18 protein-coding genes are annotated in these 17,007 nt (G+C 49.8%); 5 read left to right on the top strand and 13 right to left on the bottom strand.

Features of this window, described 5'->3' with window-relative positions; all coding sequences use genetic code 11:
* Window positions 1–15: 15 nt before the first annotated feature.
* From ACRPK8_RS06545 to ACRPK8_RS06535, 3 genes are all read left to right on the top strand, one after another.
* Window positions 16–243 (top strand): DUF1659 domain-containing protein, encoded by a 228-nt coding sequence (locus tag ACRPK8_RS06545; protein ID WP_432237473.1) that lies wholly within the window; start codon window positions 16–18, stop codon window positions 241–243.
* A gap of 32 nt (window positions 244–275) precedes the next feature.
* Entirely contained in the window at window positions 276–482 is a 207-nt protein-coding gene (locus ACRPK8_RS06540) for a DUF2922 family protein (protein WP_432237472.1), read from the top strand.
* Between the two features lie 89 nt (window positions 483–571).
* Window positions 572–1,465: a hypothetical protein gene (locus ACRPK8_RS06535; RefSeq protein ID WP_432237471.1), complete on the top strand. Its 894-nt coding sequence runs from the start codon at window positions 572–574 to the stop codon at window positions 1,463–1,465.
* 98 nt (window positions 1,466–1,563) lie between these two features.
* On the opposite strand, the gene ACRPK8_RS06530 is transcribed toward ACRPK8_RS06535, so the two are convergent.
* The 5 genes from ACRPK8_RS06530 to ACRPK8_RS06510 form a co-directional block, all read right to left on the bottom strand.
* Entirely contained in the window at window positions 1,564–2,634 is a 1,071-nt protein-coding gene (locus ACRPK8_RS06530; protein WP_432237470.1) for a hypothetical protein, read from the bottom strand.
* 12 nt (window positions 2,635–2,646) lie between these two features.
* Complete coding sequence (locus tag ACRPK8_RS06525; RefSeq protein ID WP_432237469.1) at window positions 2,647–3,465, bottom strand: hypothetical protein; 819 nt, start codon at window positions 3,463–3,465, stop codon at window positions 2,647–2,649.
* Window positions 3,462–4,142: an ABC transporter ATP-binding protein gene (locus ACRPK8_RS06520; RefSeq protein ID WP_029341385.1), complete on the bottom strand. Its 681-nt coding sequence runs from the start codon at window positions 4,140–4,142 to the stop codon at window positions 3,462–3,464. Before ACRPK8_RS06520 ends, ACRPK8_RS06525 begins: the two co-directional genes overlap by 4 nt.
* 412 nt (window positions 4,143–4,554) lie before the next feature.
* Complete coding sequence (locus ACRPK8_RS06515; RefSeq protein WP_050677057.1) at window positions 4,555–4,977, bottom strand: hypothetical protein; 423 nt, start codon at window positions 4,975–4,977, stop codon at window positions 4,555–4,557.
* Window positions 4,978–5,124: 147 nt separating this feature from the next.
* Window positions 5,125–5,799 (bottom strand): CPBP family intramembrane glutamic endopeptidase, encoded by a 675-nt coding sequence (locus ACRPK8_RS06510; RefSeq protein ID WP_432237468.1) that lies wholly within the window; start codon window positions 5,797–5,799, stop codon window positions 5,125–5,127.
* Window positions 5,800–5,906: 107 nt separating this feature from the next.
* On the opposite strand from ACRPK8_RS06510, the gene ACRPK8_RS06505 reads away from it, so the two are divergent.
* Both ACRPK8_RS06505 and ACRPK8_RS06500 read left to right on the top strand, forming a co-directional pair.
* Window positions 5,907–6,590, top strand: a complete 684-nt coding sequence (locus tag ACRPK8_RS06505) for a lytic transglycosylase domain-containing protein (protein WP_432237467.1) — start codon at window positions 5,907–5,909, stop codon at window positions 6,588–6,590.
* A 15-nt stretch (window positions 6,591–6,605) separates the two neighbouring features.
* Window positions 6,606–7,187 (top strand): DUF1643 domain-containing protein, encoded by a 582-nt coding sequence (locus ACRPK8_RS06500; protein WP_432237466.1) that lies wholly within the window; start codon window positions 6,606–6,608, stop codon window positions 7,185–7,187.
* A 116-nt stretch (window positions 7,188–7,303) separates the two neighbouring features.
* On the opposite strand, the gene ACRPK8_RS06495 is transcribed toward ACRPK8_RS06500, so the two are convergent.
* The 8 genes from ACRPK8_RS06495 to ACRPK8_RS06460 form a co-directional block, all read right to left on the bottom strand.
* A complete protein-coding gene (locus ACRPK8_RS06495; RefSeq protein WP_432237465.1) occupies window positions 7,304–9,679 on the bottom strand; it encodes a TIM-barrel domain-containing protein in 2,376 nt (791 codons plus the stop codon).
* A 153-nt stretch (window positions 9,680–9,832) separates the two neighbouring features.
* The gene (locus ACRPK8_RS06490; protein WP_432237464.1) at window positions 9,833–11,356 is read right to left on the bottom strand and encodes a cardiolipin synthase; all 1,524 of its coding nucleotides are present in this window, start codon (window positions 11,354–11,356) and stop codon (window positions 9,833–9,835) included.
* A 111-nt stretch (window positions 11,357–11,467) separates the two neighbouring features.
* Window positions 11,468–12,589 carry a GTP-binding protein gene (locus tag ACRPK8_RS06485; protein ID WP_432237547.1) on the bottom strand — a complete coding sequence of 374 codons (1,122 nt, stop codon included), beginning with the start codon at window positions 12,587–12,589 and terminating at the stop codon, window positions 11,468–11,470.
* A 594-nt stretch (window positions 12,590–13,183) separates the two neighbouring features.
* Entirely contained in the window at window positions 13,184–14,065 is an 882-nt protein-coding gene (locus ACRPK8_RS06480; RefSeq protein WP_432237463.1) for an alpha/beta fold hydrolase, read from the bottom strand.
* 19 nt (window positions 14,066–14,084) lie between these two features.
* A complete protein-coding gene (locus tag ACRPK8_RS06475; protein ID WP_432237462.1) occupies window positions 14,085–14,531 on the bottom strand; it encodes a DinB family protein in 447 nt (148 codons plus the stop codon).
* Window positions 14,524–15,042 carry a GrpB family protein gene (locus tag ACRPK8_RS06470; protein WP_432237461.1) on the bottom strand — a complete coding sequence of 173 codons (519 nt, stop codon included), beginning with the start codon at window positions 15,040–15,042 and terminating at the stop codon, window positions 14,524–14,526. Before ACRPK8_RS06470 ends, ACRPK8_RS06475 begins: the two co-directional genes overlap by 8 nt.
* A 100-nt stretch (window positions 15,043–15,142) precedes the next feature.
* On the bottom strand, window positions 15,143–15,880 hold the full coding sequence (locus ACRPK8_RS06465) for an acetoacetate decarboxylase (RefSeq protein ID WP_432237460.1): 738 nt from the start codon (window positions 15,878–15,880) through the stop codon (window positions 15,143–15,145).
* Window positions 15,881–15,893: 13 nt separating this feature from the next.
* Window positions 15,894–16,913, bottom strand: coding sequence for a ketopantoate reductase family protein (locus ACRPK8_RS06460; protein WP_432237459.1), 1,020 nt, complete (start codon window positions 16,911–16,913; stop codon window positions 15,894–15,896).
* Window positions 16,914–17,007: the final 94 nt, after the last annotated feature.

Raw genomic sequence — 17,007 nt, 5'->3', positions numbered from 1 at the left:
AAGGAGGTGATACACATGACACAAGCAGAAGAGATCAAGACGAGTCTCGTCATCGTCTTCGAGCGTAAGGACAAAGTGACTGCTAACGGTGATGCCGTCGTCGCGCGCCGCCGCTACAACGGCTTACGCTCGAATCTTCCGGCGGACATCGTTGCATCGATCGGTCAAGCAGTCGGCAATTTGCTCGAAGGACGTTACGCGCTGACGGAAATCAGCCGTGACTATGCCTTACTCAACGCGTAATCCCCTACATTCTAGGAAAGGAGTGAATCCTGATGGAACATACGATCGTCCTGACTTTTGATACGGTGACGAAAAAACCGTATCGTCTGCGGATCGCTGGTGCGAAGGAAAATGCGACCGTTGCTGAAATTAAGGCACTCGGAGACTTGTTCGTCGCCCATGATCCGTTCATGAACGGCGTCACACGCCTCGCGTCCGCCGAATTGCAAAACAGTTCGGAATCACCATTCGTCTTGTAAGCTTTTTCAGACCATCGTCACGGGAGTACGTGACGATGGCTTTTTTTTGGTATACTAGAAACATCAACCAGCTGAAAGGAAGTCAATTTATGGCCAAACGCCCACTCACTCCTCGCGAATGCGAACTCGTCGTCTGTAGTCTCTACGTAATGGAACTCATCCCGTTCGAAGGCATCATGGAACGTCTCGAATCCATTACGCTCCGAGACATCATCGGCCCCGTCGCACGTGGCGAATCGACGCGGGAGCAAGCTGCTGACGCGCTTGACCAGTACATCAAGGTCCGGCGTCGCCGGTTCCGCAACGTCCCGCCGGAACACCTCTGGTCGCTTGACGACCGGATGGAACAGGAAGCACTGCGGATGATCCGCAAGCGCTCGCCACTCTCGGCAGGAGAAAAGCTTCAGCCGAAAGCGATTCCCCACGAGATGGGTGATACGGTCGAGATGAAAGTGACCGAAATCCAGGATCGCAACAATAAAGTGACCTTGATCGGAAAAGTCGGTAATGTCACGGCGAAGCTTCCGGTTGCAAATCGTCAAGCCTATAAAGGCAATAAGACGATCTCCGCCTGGATCACAGGTGTCGAAAAGAAACCCGCCTTGCTTCACCTGTCGACATCCGACTACGGCAAACACCAGCCGTCGGAAGACGTCAAGGCAGCATACGCGACTGCCGTCGCCGCATTACGTCGTTATTTCGAGACGAACGAACTCCCGACGACGGAAGAAGTCGATCTCGCGAAATCATTGTTCCAACGGATGATTCGTCGGGACCAGAACGATTGGTTCACAGTGTACATCGCGATGGGTCGTCCGCAACTCGATCACGTCCGCCGCTGGGTCAAGGTCATCCAGATGCTCGCCCGTTCACTGCGCGGTGACGAGGAAGCAACACAACAACTCGCTTCACAGGAAGATCGTTTCTTCAAGGATGCCTTGTTGCGTGCCTGTAAAGCAGCAGAGAAAAACTTCACGTCTTGATGCTTTCGCTCTTAGACCTGTCGATTCCTAGTCAAAACGAAAAAAAGAACGCTTCGGACCGGAAAAACTTATCCGGTGCGGAGCGTTCTTTTCGTGGATCATTGAACCGCAAAATCATAGATACGCGTTCCTTTTTTATGATTCGCATCTTTGATTTCACCTTGATACACCAGTTGCTCATTCTTCAGATCGATCACGGACACTTGGAATCCTGCGTTCGTCTCAGATGAGAGATAGAGTTGCATCTCGTCCTTCGAATCCAGCCAATCCATCTTTTTCAAAACAAGCGGACTGCTTACGCTATGCTCGGATAATCGTTTCGTTTCCAAGTCGAACATCGACCATTCGATTCGCTTCGTCTCTCCTTCCGGCAGGCGGAAGCCGATTAAATAACGACCGTTCGCATAGGGGGTATAACCGATTTGTTGCTGATTTAACTCCTTAATGGACCGAACGCTCTTCCCGTCATCGAGAAAATAAAATAGTTTGGTGTTCTCTTCATCGCTGTCAGACGGTTGTTCCGTGTAGACGACTTCATTTTGATGAATCGCTAAAAATTGACGAGTGTTTTTAGGCGCCACTGGTTGTTGAAGAACGATTTCTTCAACCCGGTCGCCTGTTAAATCGAGTACAAGCAATTTCGTTTTCATGGGCTGATCGACTCGATCGAGTTGGATGTAGACCTTCATCGCCTGTTTATCGACGACACTGGCATGTAAGTCCTTCCCTGTCTCAAGTTTTGTATCATACTGAAATGTTTTCTCGAACATCTCCTCCGTCTTGAACGTAAACATCTTAAACTGCAGTTTATTGTGTTTGATCTGAATTGCATACTCCGATTGTCCATCTCCACTGACATCCGTTTCCATTTTCGTCGTGAACGTAGTATATGCGTCTGGTACATCCGTCATGCTATCTTCCCGGAATAATTGTCCGACGTAAGAGTTTGATTGTTTTTCAATATCTCCCTTGGCATTAACATCATAAACCGTCGAACGCATGCCTTTCGTCTGAAGACGTAAATTAAAATCTTCGATTTGTGAAGGTTTTCCACTGACGGTCTCGAGCGACAAGTCTGCGCCTTGGATCGACAGCGTATAGCCGATGTAGCTACCGATTGTCATGAGAATGATCAATCCATAGATCAACAGTTGACGATATCGTTTCATGAGATTTCTCCTTTAGACGGATAGGCGCGTCTGGACTAACCGCAGATTTTTGTATGACACATATAACGTTAAGAGCACGACGTATCCGAAATAAAATTGCATATGCAGCTGACTCAGATTGCTCGAAATAGCTGACAATGCTACGCCTAAAACGATATAACTGCCAATCAGCGCAACCCCGTGTAATCCGACGAGCAAGAACGCTTTGCTCTTTCGGAACGACCGCTCAAGTAAAACTGTCATGAAAACGAACGAGATGACGATGAATGTCATCAGTAAGATGAATAAAATATCACTCGGATACATCGTGTAGAACAACTTCATGTAGAAGGAGTATTCGTTGATGCTGGCTGTGACCTGTTGAGCATCTGGTAACAACCATAAGTAGAGATTGCGACTAAGCAACAACAACCCCCACTGGATCCCGATCAGACTAACGACGACGAGCAGAACGGCCGTCAGTTTTGATCCAAAAATCGCCCGGCGTGATCCCGGTAACAACAGCAATCGGTAGATGTACTTCGTCTCGCCCACCCAGTCGCGATACCAGATCCAGAACGCGAACAAGACGATCATCCCCATCGCTAGTACAATGGTAGAATCGTAAAAATCCGTTGCCTGTGCGAACGTCAACGCACCACCTGCTCGCGCAATCGCGTCCATTTCTGATATCTGCTCCATCCGCATCGTTTTCTCGATCGTGCTTTGATAATCGTAAATCTGATAGAGCAATGACGCGATTTCCGCGACGATCAATCCTGAAATCAACAACACCAGTAGTTTTGTACTTCGTTTCAGTTCTTCATTCGTTAATAACAACCAGCGTTTCATCCTTGATATACCTCCCGCATCCGGTCCTGGACCGATTGATGATGACGGCCACGCAGCTCATCCGTCTCTTTGACTTCGACGATCTTCCCGTCCCGCAAGAACAACACTCGGTCAATCACCTGTTCGACCTCGGCAATTTCATGAGTCGTCATCAGGATGCTCCGTCCTTCCATGAACTCACTTGAGAAAATCCAGGCAATCTGTTCCTTCATGAAGAGATCGATTCCTGCGAGCGGTTCGTCGAGTAATATGTACGGTCGATCAAGGGCGAATCCTAAGACGAGATTGAACTTCGCCTTGTTCCCTTTTGATAAGTTCGCCATTTTATCCGTCGTAAACAGCTGGAACGTCTGCAGCAACCGTTCCGCCGTCTCTTGATTCCAGTCCGGATAATGATCCGCCATATACGCGAGCGCTTGTCCGATCGTCATGTAGCTCGGCATCGTCTGAAGATCAGGCACGAACGCGATCTGGTCGCGCGACGTTTTACCGTCGACCGTCACCGTCCCGGCATCTACCGGAATCAGACCGAGAATTGCTTTTAAAATCGTCGACTTCCCTTCCCCGTTCAAGCCGATCAGACACGTCACTTCGTTTAGACCGACAGAGAACGTCACGTCACGTAAGACCTGTTTTTTTCGTCCGTATCGCTTCTGCAACCCTTTTACTTCAAGCATCCGGCTCCACCTCCTTGATTATCACCATTGTATTAAGACAATAGTACATCTGTTAACTGTATGGTACATGCCATACAGTCTGTCGTCAACCTGTTTTTTCCTGCTATCATCCAGAAAATGAAAAAGAGCCGGACAATCATGTCCGGCTACGCGAGTATTTCGACTTTGTTTCTACTGTTTATACCTGGAAGAAAGAAACGCGATTTGTTCACTCGAAATCGCTTCCTAGGGAAAAACAAGCAGGAGCGACCCTGCAACGAAGTGAAGCGGCGCGATGCTTGTCCCTGGAAAACGATTCGAGATGAACAAAAAAATGCACGCTGTCTTCACGACGTCGGATTCTCTTGATTCGCTGATCAAAAAAAGAGAGGACGCCCGAACGGACGTCCCCTCTGAACACGTGACTGGTGACTCAATAAATATCAATCGTTGACTCCAGTGCCCGGCATGTCCGACGCACGGTCGGTAAGAAATCGGTCCGTTTTGCGACACCGCCTTCAATCTGGACATGCTGAATGCCTTTCGTCCGCTGCATCGCTGTTAAGACGGTGACCAGCTCGATGAACCAATTCGAGATCAGTTCGACGACCTGTTCGTCAAAAGCGGCAGCACCATACACATCATACCCGTTCTCGCAGAGATGGTTCGGGAAGCGGGCTTTGAAGCGATGAATCAATGTGTCCGTCGTCGGAATCAAAAATTCATCGTAGACAACACGTTGTTCGGCATCAAGCGTTTGTTCTGTCACACCATCCATCATCAAATGTGGCTGATTGCCGATATTCAATGTCCAACTCGTCTTCTTTCGCTCGCCAGTGGAAGTGATCGTTCGCATGGTTTCATCCATCTCCTTTTGATGTGTAAGCGTTTACCTTCTCATTCTACCTGTCATTTGACCTGTTCTGCAACCGTCAACTTGACCAATTTAAATGATGACTTCGCTTGACATTCAGTCTACCAAATTCAACGCTTTTTGACGATGTCAGGAATTAACATCGTCCTTGTAAACGTAGACGGCAACGAGGTCGATCAAGACATGGATGATGATCAGTGGCCATAGTGTCTCAAGTGCCAGGTACAAGTAACCGAATCCTGCCCCAATCAGTCCCGTTACGAGAATCGCGAACCACCCTTGATAACGATGGGCAACTCCGAACAGAATCGCCCCGATCCAGACAAAACTGACGTCAGAGAACGGTAAAAATAATCCAAGCGTATGGAAGAGAAACCCGCGATAGATCAACTCCTCCGTCACCCCTGCCATCAGCGCGACCATCTGAAACCCGGTTCGCTCCTCTTTCGTTCGTGGCAGAATCAGTCGCTCTGCTTCACTTTGATAGAGCGGCAATAAACGTTTGCGAAACGCTGGAACGGTTGCCGTCAAGATCAGGATGATGCAAAGAAAGACGATTAGTGCGATCGTCGCGAACCAGACCGGACCAGTTGGAACAAAAAACGTCAACCCGATTTCTTGCAACGTCGTACCACTGATCAGCGTGCCACCGACGAGTAACAGACATAAGATCCCGCTCGACTGGACCATCGAGGGGTAGAATTCCTTCCGTGGGACGATCGTCAAATCGACGGGACGGATTGCCGCGATTATGGAGAGCAGCATGAGTAATCCGAGCAAACAACCATTGATAAAAAGATACATGACTTCGACTCCTTTTTTGATTCCACACTCCCGTCACAGAAAGTGCTACTAGACCCTACTAAAATATGATACCATTCAGTGGAATCCTATATAGAGGAGAGAACAACATGCGAAACGTTTTTCGAATCAGCATCTTGTTCGTACTGTTCGCCCTCATCGTCAGTAGCTTCATCTACTGGCAAAATCGGGAACGTGTTCAAAATGAAATGTATCGTACGTATTATGGACAGCATGGCGTACCTGCCGAGAACATCGACATCTACGAACAAGCCGCGGCACGTTACGGCATCGACTGGAAGCTGCTCGCTTCCATCCATCGCGTCGAGACGATCTTCTCGAAATCGTCAGCGATGCAATCATCCGTTGGCGCCATCGGTCCGTTCCAATTCATGCCGAAAACATGGGTCGGTTGGGGATACGAAGGTGGCACGTCGCTCGGTGACATCGAACATGACGGCATCGATGTCACGGACCCGGAAGCCATCAAGAAATATGGTGGTCTCGGTGTCGACGCGGACGGCGACGGGAAAGCCGATCCGACAAGTCTTGTCGACAGCGCCCACACGGCAGCGAAATATCTGAAGCAACACGATGTCACGCAGACATCCGACCGGGACACGCTCGCAACGGCACTGTTTGAATACAATCGCAGTGAACAATACGTTTCGGACGTACTCGCCCAATATAATCGTTATCAAAAAAACGTCGAGGCCATTGATGCGAACGACCTCGACCTGAAAAAGAAGACACTCGCGTTCTTCCTTCGCATCAGCTCACGTTTGACCAATTAAAAGGAGGCACCACCCATGACACCAGCCGATTCTTCCGAACTCTTGATTGAGGAATCGTCGATCCGCGTCCAGACGACGTTTGATCAGGACAAAACGAAACGCTATTTACGCAGCTACATCTTTGACGACATTCAAGAAGGAACGCACGTCGCTGCGTTAATCTACACCCCCCGGACGACGGACGCCTTTCTTTCCGGAACGACGACACAACGTGCGTACAACTTGATGAAGAAGTATGTCGATGATCCCATCCAACAATACGACATCATCAGTTTGATGCCGGACCTGCTCGTCAGCGAGGATTTGCCGTTCGCGCAAGCGAGCTTCGATGAGACGAACTATGCGTTCGTCGCGAAGACGCTTGCTGAGGTCAAAGCGAAAAATGGTGTCGTCCTCTGTGGCTGGGGATCTCCTGGTCGCCTGATGCACCACCTGCCGGCATACGAGGAATTGTTTGATCAGTATGCCGACATCCTCTATTGCTCCGGGATCACGAACAAAGGTGAACCGAACCATCTGCGTCTGACGATGGACGATAGCCCGATGATCACGTACAACGACATGAAACAAAAAGCAAAGAAGCTCCGTCGTAAATGACGTAAGAGACCCGTCCACAGTGGATAGGGTCTTTTTAGTCGCTCTTTAAAAAGCCGGTATTCACCACATTATCGAATGGTGAACACCGGCGTCAGTATCATCCTATCTTTTCGGCATCAAGCCAACATCAACTCAAGCAGACAGTCGACGAGATCCTTCTCGAGTTCGAGTGCTTGCAACTGGTGCATCATGTTGACCGGATCGAGCTTTTGTGACAATAAACGGTAGAGACGATCCTTCAGGTCATAGCTGATTTCCGCTTGATCGAGAAACGCATACAACCGGTCCATCTTGTTCTCGTTCGTCGACATCTCGACTTGGAGCGACAACGTGATCGTATCCGTCACTTCACCCAGTTCGACACGAAGGGACTGTGTCGCATGATCATAGTGACCGGTCAGACTCTCCCCGTCGCGCTGGACATATCCTTCGCGGACCCCGCGTAAAATCAGTGTGATGGACCGGCTCTTTGGCAGTAAGTCGTGGTGTCCGGACGGTGCCGCTATCGTCAGTTCACGCGCGCCCCAGTCGAGCGCAAACGTCGTCTCGACGTTGACGCCGTCACGGTGCGTAACCCCCGTGCTGTCATCTTCATATAAAGTGAAGCGGTTTGACGCTCCCGGAAAGACGACGACTTCCAGCTCTTCCGGATTATGCAGGGCGTTCGACTGTTCGAGATGACGACCGAGCGGAACGATCGCACCGGCTTTTGCGAGTACGCCCTGGTCTTCAAGGTAGCGGAACAGACGAATCTGTTTGCCGCCGCGGTACCGATGCCCATTGAAGAAATCGAACCATTCCCCTTCCGGCAGCCAGGCTGTCGTCGCCGTCATGTGCAGTTTCCGGTGCATCGGTGTGACCATCGGCGCGACGATCAGTTCCGTTCCGAAGTAGAACTGATTCGGGACGTCGTATGCCTGATCGTCTTCCGGATGCTCATAATACATCGGTGAGACGAGTGGCAAGCCATCAAAGTGATTGCGGGCATTCATCGTGTAGATATACGGCACGAGCTGATGCCGAAGTCGTAAATATTTTTTCATGACGTTCGCCGCATCGGTCGAATAGCGCCATGGTTCTTTCCCGTTGAAGATACTCATCGTGCTGTGCAGGCGCATAATCGGACTGAAGACGCCATACTGAAGCCAACGCGTCGATAACTCGTCATCCTTTTCCCCGCGTTGGTGACCCCCGATGTCATGGCTCCACCATCCGTAGCCAATGTTCGACGCTGTCGCCGTGAAATACGGCTGGAATTGGAGCGATGCCCACGAGATGATCGTATCGCCCGAGAAACCAACCGGATAACGATGACTTCCGGGTCCCGCGTAACGTGAGAAGATCAACGGTCGATTACCATCACGTGCGATATCGAGTGCGTGGTAATGATTGAGCATCCAGAGTGGATCAAGCCCCTTCATCTTCGAGTTTGCGCCCTGTTGCCAGTCGATCCACCAAAAGTCGACGCCATCCGCCTCATGCGGGTGATGCAGCTTCGTGAAGTAATTCTCGATGAACGTTCGGTCCGAGAAATCAAACGGGATCCGGACATCCGTTTCCGGATCGACGCCCATCGCGACCGCCATCGCCTCGTAGGCTTCTTCAAAGCCACGGACACCGTCGGCCGGGTGCAAGTTGAGCGTGACCATCCGGTCGTCATCCTTCAACCATTGTAAGAAGCCGCGTGGATCCGGGAACAAATCACGGTTCCACGTGTAACCCGTCCAACCGCTCCCGTATCGTTCCGGAATATCGGTGACGTGCCAGTCCATGTCGATGACACTGACCGAGAACGGAATGTCTTCCGTCTTGAAGCGTGTCATCAAATCCTTGTATTCCTTCTCACTATAACGCCAGTAGCGACTCCACCAGTTGCCGAGTACCTGACGTGGTAACATCGGCGTCGGTCCTGTCAGATGGTAGAAGTCACGCAGTGCCTGTTTGTAGTCGTGACCGTATCCGAAGTAATAGATGTCATGCGTACCGGAGCGTCGCGGTTCGACGAAGTGGTCTTCCGTCAGGACGAACGCGTTCGAGTCGTCGATCGCCGCGTAACCTTGCCGGGAGACGATCCCTTCTTCGAGAGGAATGACGCCGTCCGCATGGTCGAGCGTCCGCGCCGTACCTTTTAACGTCCGGAGCGGTCCGCCGAACGTATAGCGGCTGTAGTAGGTACTGAAGTTCCCTAGGACATCGATATAGAGTGTGTTCGCAGCGAACGGTCCCTTCGTATAATGCAGATGGACGTGCTCGGTGATGATTTGCAATTCTTCCTCGTTTTCGACGATGCGGTAAGCAGGTACCGGAAAATCACGATTGAAGACCGTTTGGGTCGGTCGATCCTCGAACTGTCCATCCGCCGCGTACTCAAGTCGGATCATCCGACTCGTCAAGACCGTGAAACGGTAGACATCTCCTTGAATGATCGCGTCTGGTCGTGCTTGTGGTTTCATGTCGCGCGTGTAGAAATGAGATTCATCAATTGTTCGCATACGGGTTCGGGACTTACGTCCCTTTCACTTCCTTCCAGGCTAAGTAGTGTGCAACCGATTACACATCTAGTGTATAAGAGTTCATGTTCCCACTTCAAGAAAGAATCAATCAAAAAAATGTCCCGCACTTAAAAATCGATGCGGGACATTTCATCATAATAGTGGTGAAATCAAACGAGAAAGTGATTCGAAAATCCGGAAGCGGAGCGGTCGTTTGACGTAATCGTTTGATGAGAGCTGAATCGAGACATCAAAGTCGGCAATGAAATCGCGTTCGAGTGCTTCTGCACTCTCCGTATCATAGAGAAATGCCATCAACTCATAGTTGAGGACAAAACTACGGATGTCCATGTTCGCCGTTCCAACCGCACCGATCTTCCCGTCGACGAGAAACAGTTTGGCATGGATGAAGTGACGATTGTACGTGTAAATCTTGACGCCGTCCTTTAACAAAGGTCCGAAATAGGAACGGGTCCCGTAATACGACGTAAAGCTGTCTCCTCTCCCCGGCGTCAGGATGCGGACGTCGAGTCCGGCACGTGCTGCGAGTCGGAGCAACGTCATCGTCTCATTATCGGGAATCAAGTACGGTGTCGCAATCCAAATCGAACGTTGTGCTGCGATGATTGCGGCAATCAAGGCATTGCGAATCGCGGGATCCTTTGACGTCGGTCCGCTCGTGACGATTTGAATCGCTCCGTCAGTCGCGACGTCATGTTTCGGGAAGTACTGGTGGATTGACACTTCACCCGCAAACGTCTCCCATGTGTCTTCCGATTCGATTTGGGCATAAATCCAGTCATCGAGGAATGTCGCCTGCAGTTCCTTAACGGCACGTCCTTCAAGCCGCAAGTGCGTATCACGCCAAAAGCCGAATTTCTTACTCTTGCCGTCGTACTCGTCCCCAACGTTTAATCCACCGGTGAAGCCGACCTTACCATCAACGACGACGATTTTCCGGTGATTGCGGAAGTTCGCCGTGAAGATGAACAAGGGACTTGAGATCGGATCATAGGCTGCGATATGCGCTCCAGCATCGCGTAGCGGACGCAGGAAGTTCTCACCGAGCATATAACTGCCGAGTCCGTCATACATGAACCGCACCTCAACACCCGCTTCGAGCCGCTCGATCAACGCTTCCCGAATCGCCTTTCCTGTTTCATCGTTCCGGTAGATATAGTACTGGATGTGGACGTGATGCTGTGCTTGACGAATTGCGTCAAGAATCGCCGGGAACGTCTCTTCTCCGTTCGTCAGAATCTCACTTGCTGTATGAACGTCCACCCCACCCCCACCGAAGTTGCGAATCGTGTTCGCGAGCTTCAAGTGATTCGGTGGCAACTCACTGACGGCAAGCGACCGGACTGGACGAATCGCTTGTTTGAGCAATTTCCGTTCGTCATGCGAACGACGATTCCGACGGCGACGCCGTGGATTCCGACCGAACATCAACCAGATGATGACTCCGAGAATCGGTAAGAAAATCAGAACGAGGAACCAAGCAATCGTTGATTCTGCGGTCCGGTTCTCGATGAAGATGATCATGATGACAGCAAGCGGCACGACCGTCGCTGAAATCGTTAAGACATAAAATAAATAGCCGAGTTGATATAGTCCCCAAATAATGCCACCGGCGACTAAAAATACGAGTGCGAATTGTAAAATCCGGTTACGCACAGACCTTCCTCCTTCAATTAACATACCTTCACTAGTATTCTTTCCCCATTCACTATGAAAATATAACAAAAAAGAGAAACCGCAGATACGGTTTCTCAAAAGATTGACCTCTTATCGAAATGTTTCTTCATACATCTCACGACCAGGAATCGGATCATTCAGAGACGCCCAGTCTGTCTCCTCTTCCTGGACGAGACACGCATCGAATAGCGCTTCGAGCTTCTCTTGCTCCAGTCCAATACCGATCAAGACGAGTTCGGTCCGTCGATCCTCATCTGATGCAAAACGACCAGCGTATTCCATGTTCGACGCATATCCTGCCTGATGGAACAGTAATGCCATCTCAGGACGGGTCGCAAGGAATAAGAAGCCTTTCGCCCGGACGACTTCTTGCGGCCAGTCTTCAATCAAGGCTAGCAAGCGCTCAGGGTGGAACGGCACGTCGCGCTTGTAGACAAACGAACTGATCCCGTACTCTTCCGTTTCCGGAATATGTTCTTCGGCATTCAACTCACGGATCCAACCGGCACTTGCTGCCGCTTGTTCGAAATCAAATAGATCGACGTCGAGGATCTCTGCCGGATCCACTTGACCGTATGTCGTCTCGATCAAGCGAGCCACCGGATTCAACGCCTTTAAGTAGCCGATGACGGTGTGACGTTCTTCCGGTGTCAGCCGGTCGACTTTATTTAAAACGATGATGTCTGCGAACTCGACTTGATCGACGAGTAGATCGACGACTTCGCGGACGTCCGTCTCATCAACGGCCTGTTTCCGTTCAATCAACGATTCACCAGATTCGAAGTCCTTCAAGAAACGGTACCCATCGATGACCGTAACCATCGCGTTGATTTTCGTGACGTCTGATAAGTCAATCGCACTGTCCGGATCTTCATACGTAAAGGTCTGAGCGACCGGAATCGGTTCCGAGATACCGCTTGACTCGATGACGATACCATCGATATCGCCTTGGTCAACGAGGCGTTTTACTTCAAGTAACAGATCATCACGTAACGTGCAGCAGATGCAGCCGTTCGAAAGTGTGACGAACGATTCCTCTGTCCGCGAGAAACCACCCTGTTCAATTAGTGCTGCGTCGATGTTGACTTCACTCATGTCATTGACGATGATCGCAAGGCGTCGCCCTTCGCGATTATGTAGCAAATGGTTCAATAATGTTGTTTTACCGGATCCCAAGTAACCGGATAAAACGGTGATCGATATCGGTTGCATCATCATTCATCTCCTAAAACGTAATCGTTACGTTTTATAGAGTAACCGACTTTTCGACTGACGTCAATCAGAATCATTTCGATTTATTTTATTACATAAAAAATCCGACAGGCGTCGACTCCAGGAGTAGACGGGGCTGACTTCAAAAAAGAATGACGCGTCTTTTCACGCCCGTTCCTCAGGCGAGACACAAGTCAGTTTTCCTGCTTCATTCAAGCAGGAAAACTGACTTGTTTGTCTCTGACAGCGCAAATGCGCTTCTTCTTGTAGGAGTGGCGTGTGACGCGTCATTCTTTTTATTACAAGACAGGGGGTGGCAGATCATCATTCTGCCACCCCCTGTCTTTGTAGAAACTGACTTCTGAGTCAGCTCCGTCAGATATTCCGAAGCACGAGAAAAGAAACATTTTTTCGCTCAGAATCGCTTCCTCGGGAAAAACAAGCAGGAGCGACCCTGCAACGAAGTGAAGCGGCGCGATGCTTGTCCCAGGAAAACGATTCGAGAGAAACAAACTAAGCGTAACCTTTTCCACTGACGAGGAAAACGATACTGTATCTTCGACCTTAGCTAATGCCTGTCTACTTTCTCTATACTTAATTTTGAATCGGTAAGTCCCATGTCGCCCCGATCAACTCCGTGATTCGTTCTGCTGCCTCGTGAGAAAAACCAGCAATCGTGTAATGATTCGTATCCGCAATCACATGATATATCCCGTTTGGCAAATGGTCTGCAAACGCAGCATGAGCCGCATTGATTTGTTCGGTCAATGCCGGGTTCAACCAACTTTCTGGCATGCCGCCTGCCCAGTCTGAGGCAGATAGAACGAGCACCGGTTGTGTCACTTGTTCAATCAGCGAAAGGATCTTTTGATTGTTTTCTTCGACCGTTTTCCATTCGTCAAGCGTTCCCCGCCAATGTCCGGGCGCTGCAAAATGCCGCCACATCGGCAATTGGTCTGCTTCCGGTAGAACACGGAACATCTTTTTACCGATCCGGTCGGGGACCATCCAGGCAATCGGTCGGATATGACTAAGGAAATAGAGGAAACGATTCCACTCCTCTTGTGTTCGTTCATACCAGTTCGGTAATGCCGCATCGACATCCGGATGTGACGGATCGAGTAAGACGATGCCTCGTGTCTCGTCTGCAAATAATCGTCCACTCGCAAGCGAGATATAGGCACCAAGCGAGTGACCGATGAAAACATACGGTCCTTCGACATGTAACATCCGTAAGACGTCTGCCAGTTCATCCGCTTGATATGAAAAAAGCCGTTTATTTTTACCACGACTCGAGCGACCATACCCGAGACGCGAATACTCAAAGACCCGTCCCCGTTTTAATAATTCAGTCCGTAACCAGCCCCATTGATGCCGATTCGACATCATCCCGTGATCGAGGACGAATGTAACGTCCCCACTGCCTGTCAGCCGGGTATCAAATCGACCGGCTGGTGTTTCGACAATATATTCCATACGTTACCCCTACTTCCGTTCATTCAAATAACGAGATCTCTAGCTCGTATCCAAGGATGTTCAAGTAATCAAATAACTGGGACCGATGATGATAGAGATGGACCGTTGCTTCAATCGCCCATCCATTCATCGAATCATCAACACCCCAGTACGTCGGACGCGCCACAAATCCGGTCGTTAGTTTTTCTTGATAGATGCGAAACGCGCGATCGATTCGTTCAGAGAGCTGATCGCGCGTAACAGGCTCTGCGTAAAACGCCTGCATCGCTTCAGCCGTCGCTCCTTCTGCCAGCAGCAAATCAGCTTCAAGTAATACAGCGAGATGGACGGCCACTTCACCAACGGTCCGTTTACCGGGGATTGGCCGTTCGTCCCAATCCTTCACTTCAATCTTCTCAAACAACGCTTTCGATGTTTTGACACCAACTCCGACGTGGCGAATAAGGGCACGCTCCCAGTCAGTCATGTGCGTTCCCCCAAGCGATGGCACGTTGTTCGAGTTCCTTGACGAATGCATCCTTACCGGCGATATAGGCTTCGATATCATACGGATGTATTGACGCTAATTGTTGCTTTAACGCCCCATAAGCAGTCGCTTCTTCTGGATGCACGCGTAAGTAGTTCCGAAAGACGAGATGGCGCTCGATTTCCGGATTCCCTTTCGCATACAGATGAATATGATGCGTCCGTTCGTCTCCGCCTTTTCGGTAGTACCGTCGTCCGGGCATCCCGAACTCCCCCTTCGCTTCGTAACCGAGTGTTTCCATCGGTTCATCAAACTGCTCAATCCCGTCCAATGAATCGACGACGGGGAGAATATCGATGATCGGTTTTGCTGCGAGTCCCGGAACAGATGTACTTCCCATATGATGAATGCGATGTAGACGAGCCCCAAACACGTCTCGTAATCGGTCCGCTTCTCGTGCGTATTCACTTTCCCATTCTGATTGATACGGCAACACAATGACTTGTCGCATGTTCGTCCCCCCTCTTGTCTCAGTATGCCAGTTTTTAGGGTAAAACAAAACGACCTTCCGCTTTGGAGGTCGTTTTGTTAAACGTGATGTTAGCGATTCGTTAATCCGTTAGATAATCGTGCAGTTTCACAGGTCCCCCAAGTCGAAGATCAGAGATGATATGCTGAGCATCGACGATCTTTCGAATAGGGAAGTCCGCAAGTGGTGCCATGACATGTTCAAACAACTGAAGCCGTGCCGGTCCACGGTATGCTTCTTTCACCTCAAGATCCGTGATTTGACTACGCGTCAGCTCAGAAATAATCAACTCGCCTTGATAGCCACGATGTTGCTTGAGCATGAATTGCGGTGCACCAACAATCGACTGTGCTTCTTCGACTGCCATCGGAACATATTTGTATCCCATCGTCGCCTGCGCAACACGAAGTGAATGATAGTCCAGTGTCCCAACGAGGACATCATTATCGAGATACAGCCGGGGTGATCCATACTTCTTCGGAAAAGCAGCTACTTCACGACCAGATGCGATTGCCGGCTGATTGTTGACGTACATCGAGAGGTAAAACTCGCCGATTTCTCCTTGATAACGTACCGGAATGACTTGGCCGCACTCGAGGTAACTTCCAAGGCCCGTACTATCCGGCATATTGATGATCTCAAACTTAATCTGATTGCTCAGTACTTCAAGCGGTTCCGGAACGACTGCTTGTAACGCTTCAATGTCCGTCTCATAGATGATGTTCATGTATTCCCGATTCCGAAAGAAGATATCGACTGCCGGAAAGACCGGAGCATTGATTGGCGTCGCAACAACATGTTTTACATCTTCCTGTCTCATCTGAGTTCCTCCTTTAATCGTTCAGTAAAGCAGCAAAGCGTGCGACACTTGTTTCAAAATCAGGAACCGTCTTCGCAGCTTGCGCTTCTTCGACGATTTCTTGAATGAGAGCGTTGAACGGCGTTGCGATATCGTACGTGTTACCGTACATCGTGACGATCCCATTGATGTAACGAATCTCGGTCGGTTGCCCTTTTTGTAAGTCCTGCAACATGCTCGCTTCTAAGTCTCGCGATCCGTTCATCAACTGTGGCACGGTGATCAATTTTTCATCGATATCGTCGAGTGTCTCGTAGGCTGCCGGCTCAAACGTACTCATCGGAGCGAACGTAATACCATGGGCATGACCGACTTGGACGACTTCCTGCATCGTATGAAGCGCTGCCCGTAATAGAACCGGATGATCGAGTACGTCACCGTACGTCCCGTTACACGCAGCGGATAACCCACTGAACGTACTATTGATGACGAGTTTTGACCATTTCGTACCCGGTAGATTATCGGAGATCTCTGTCCCACCGATGTGATCAAGGATACCCTTCAAGTGCACGATACGATCTGTCGTCTTCCCGTCTAGCTCACCGATTTGCATCGCATACGTCTTGAAGTGATCATAATCCGATGTTAAACGTGACTCCCCTGGTCCGACGTACGTCGCTCCGAACTCGACGGACCCCGCGATGATGCGTTCGCTTGGAATCTGTTGTTGAATGAATTCTTCCGGTACACCGTTTTGTAAGGAGACGAGGATGCCGTCTTCCTTCAAGATCGTCCGCACTTTTGTAAGGACCGGTTCATTGTAGACCTGCTTCGTCAGCAATAACACGATATCGTACATCTCTGTGATGTCATCCGGATGGATTGCACGAACGGATTGTGTTACATCCGGTCCAATGACGTGTGCACCTGTCGTATTCAATGCCTTGATATGTGCGCGATTCGTATCGATCAGATCGACATCCGTACTTTGTTGACTCAAATAAGCTCCCATGATGGTTCCAAGTGACCCTGCTCCGTAAATTCCGATTTTCATTTCTATCACCTCTGGTATTTACGATATACTGGTTTCATCATAAACAGAAATATATATAATTATATGTTTTGATAACCTATAGATTATGACAGGA

This window comes from Exiguobacterium sp. TDN 0502, from assembly GCF_050846835.1.
Taxonomy (GTDB): Bacteria; Bacillota; Bacilli; order Exiguobacteriales; family Exiguobacteriaceae; genus Exiguobacterium_A.
Note: the sequence above shows the minus strand (reverse complement) of the source record. Positions and strands in the feature narration are given on the sequence as shown.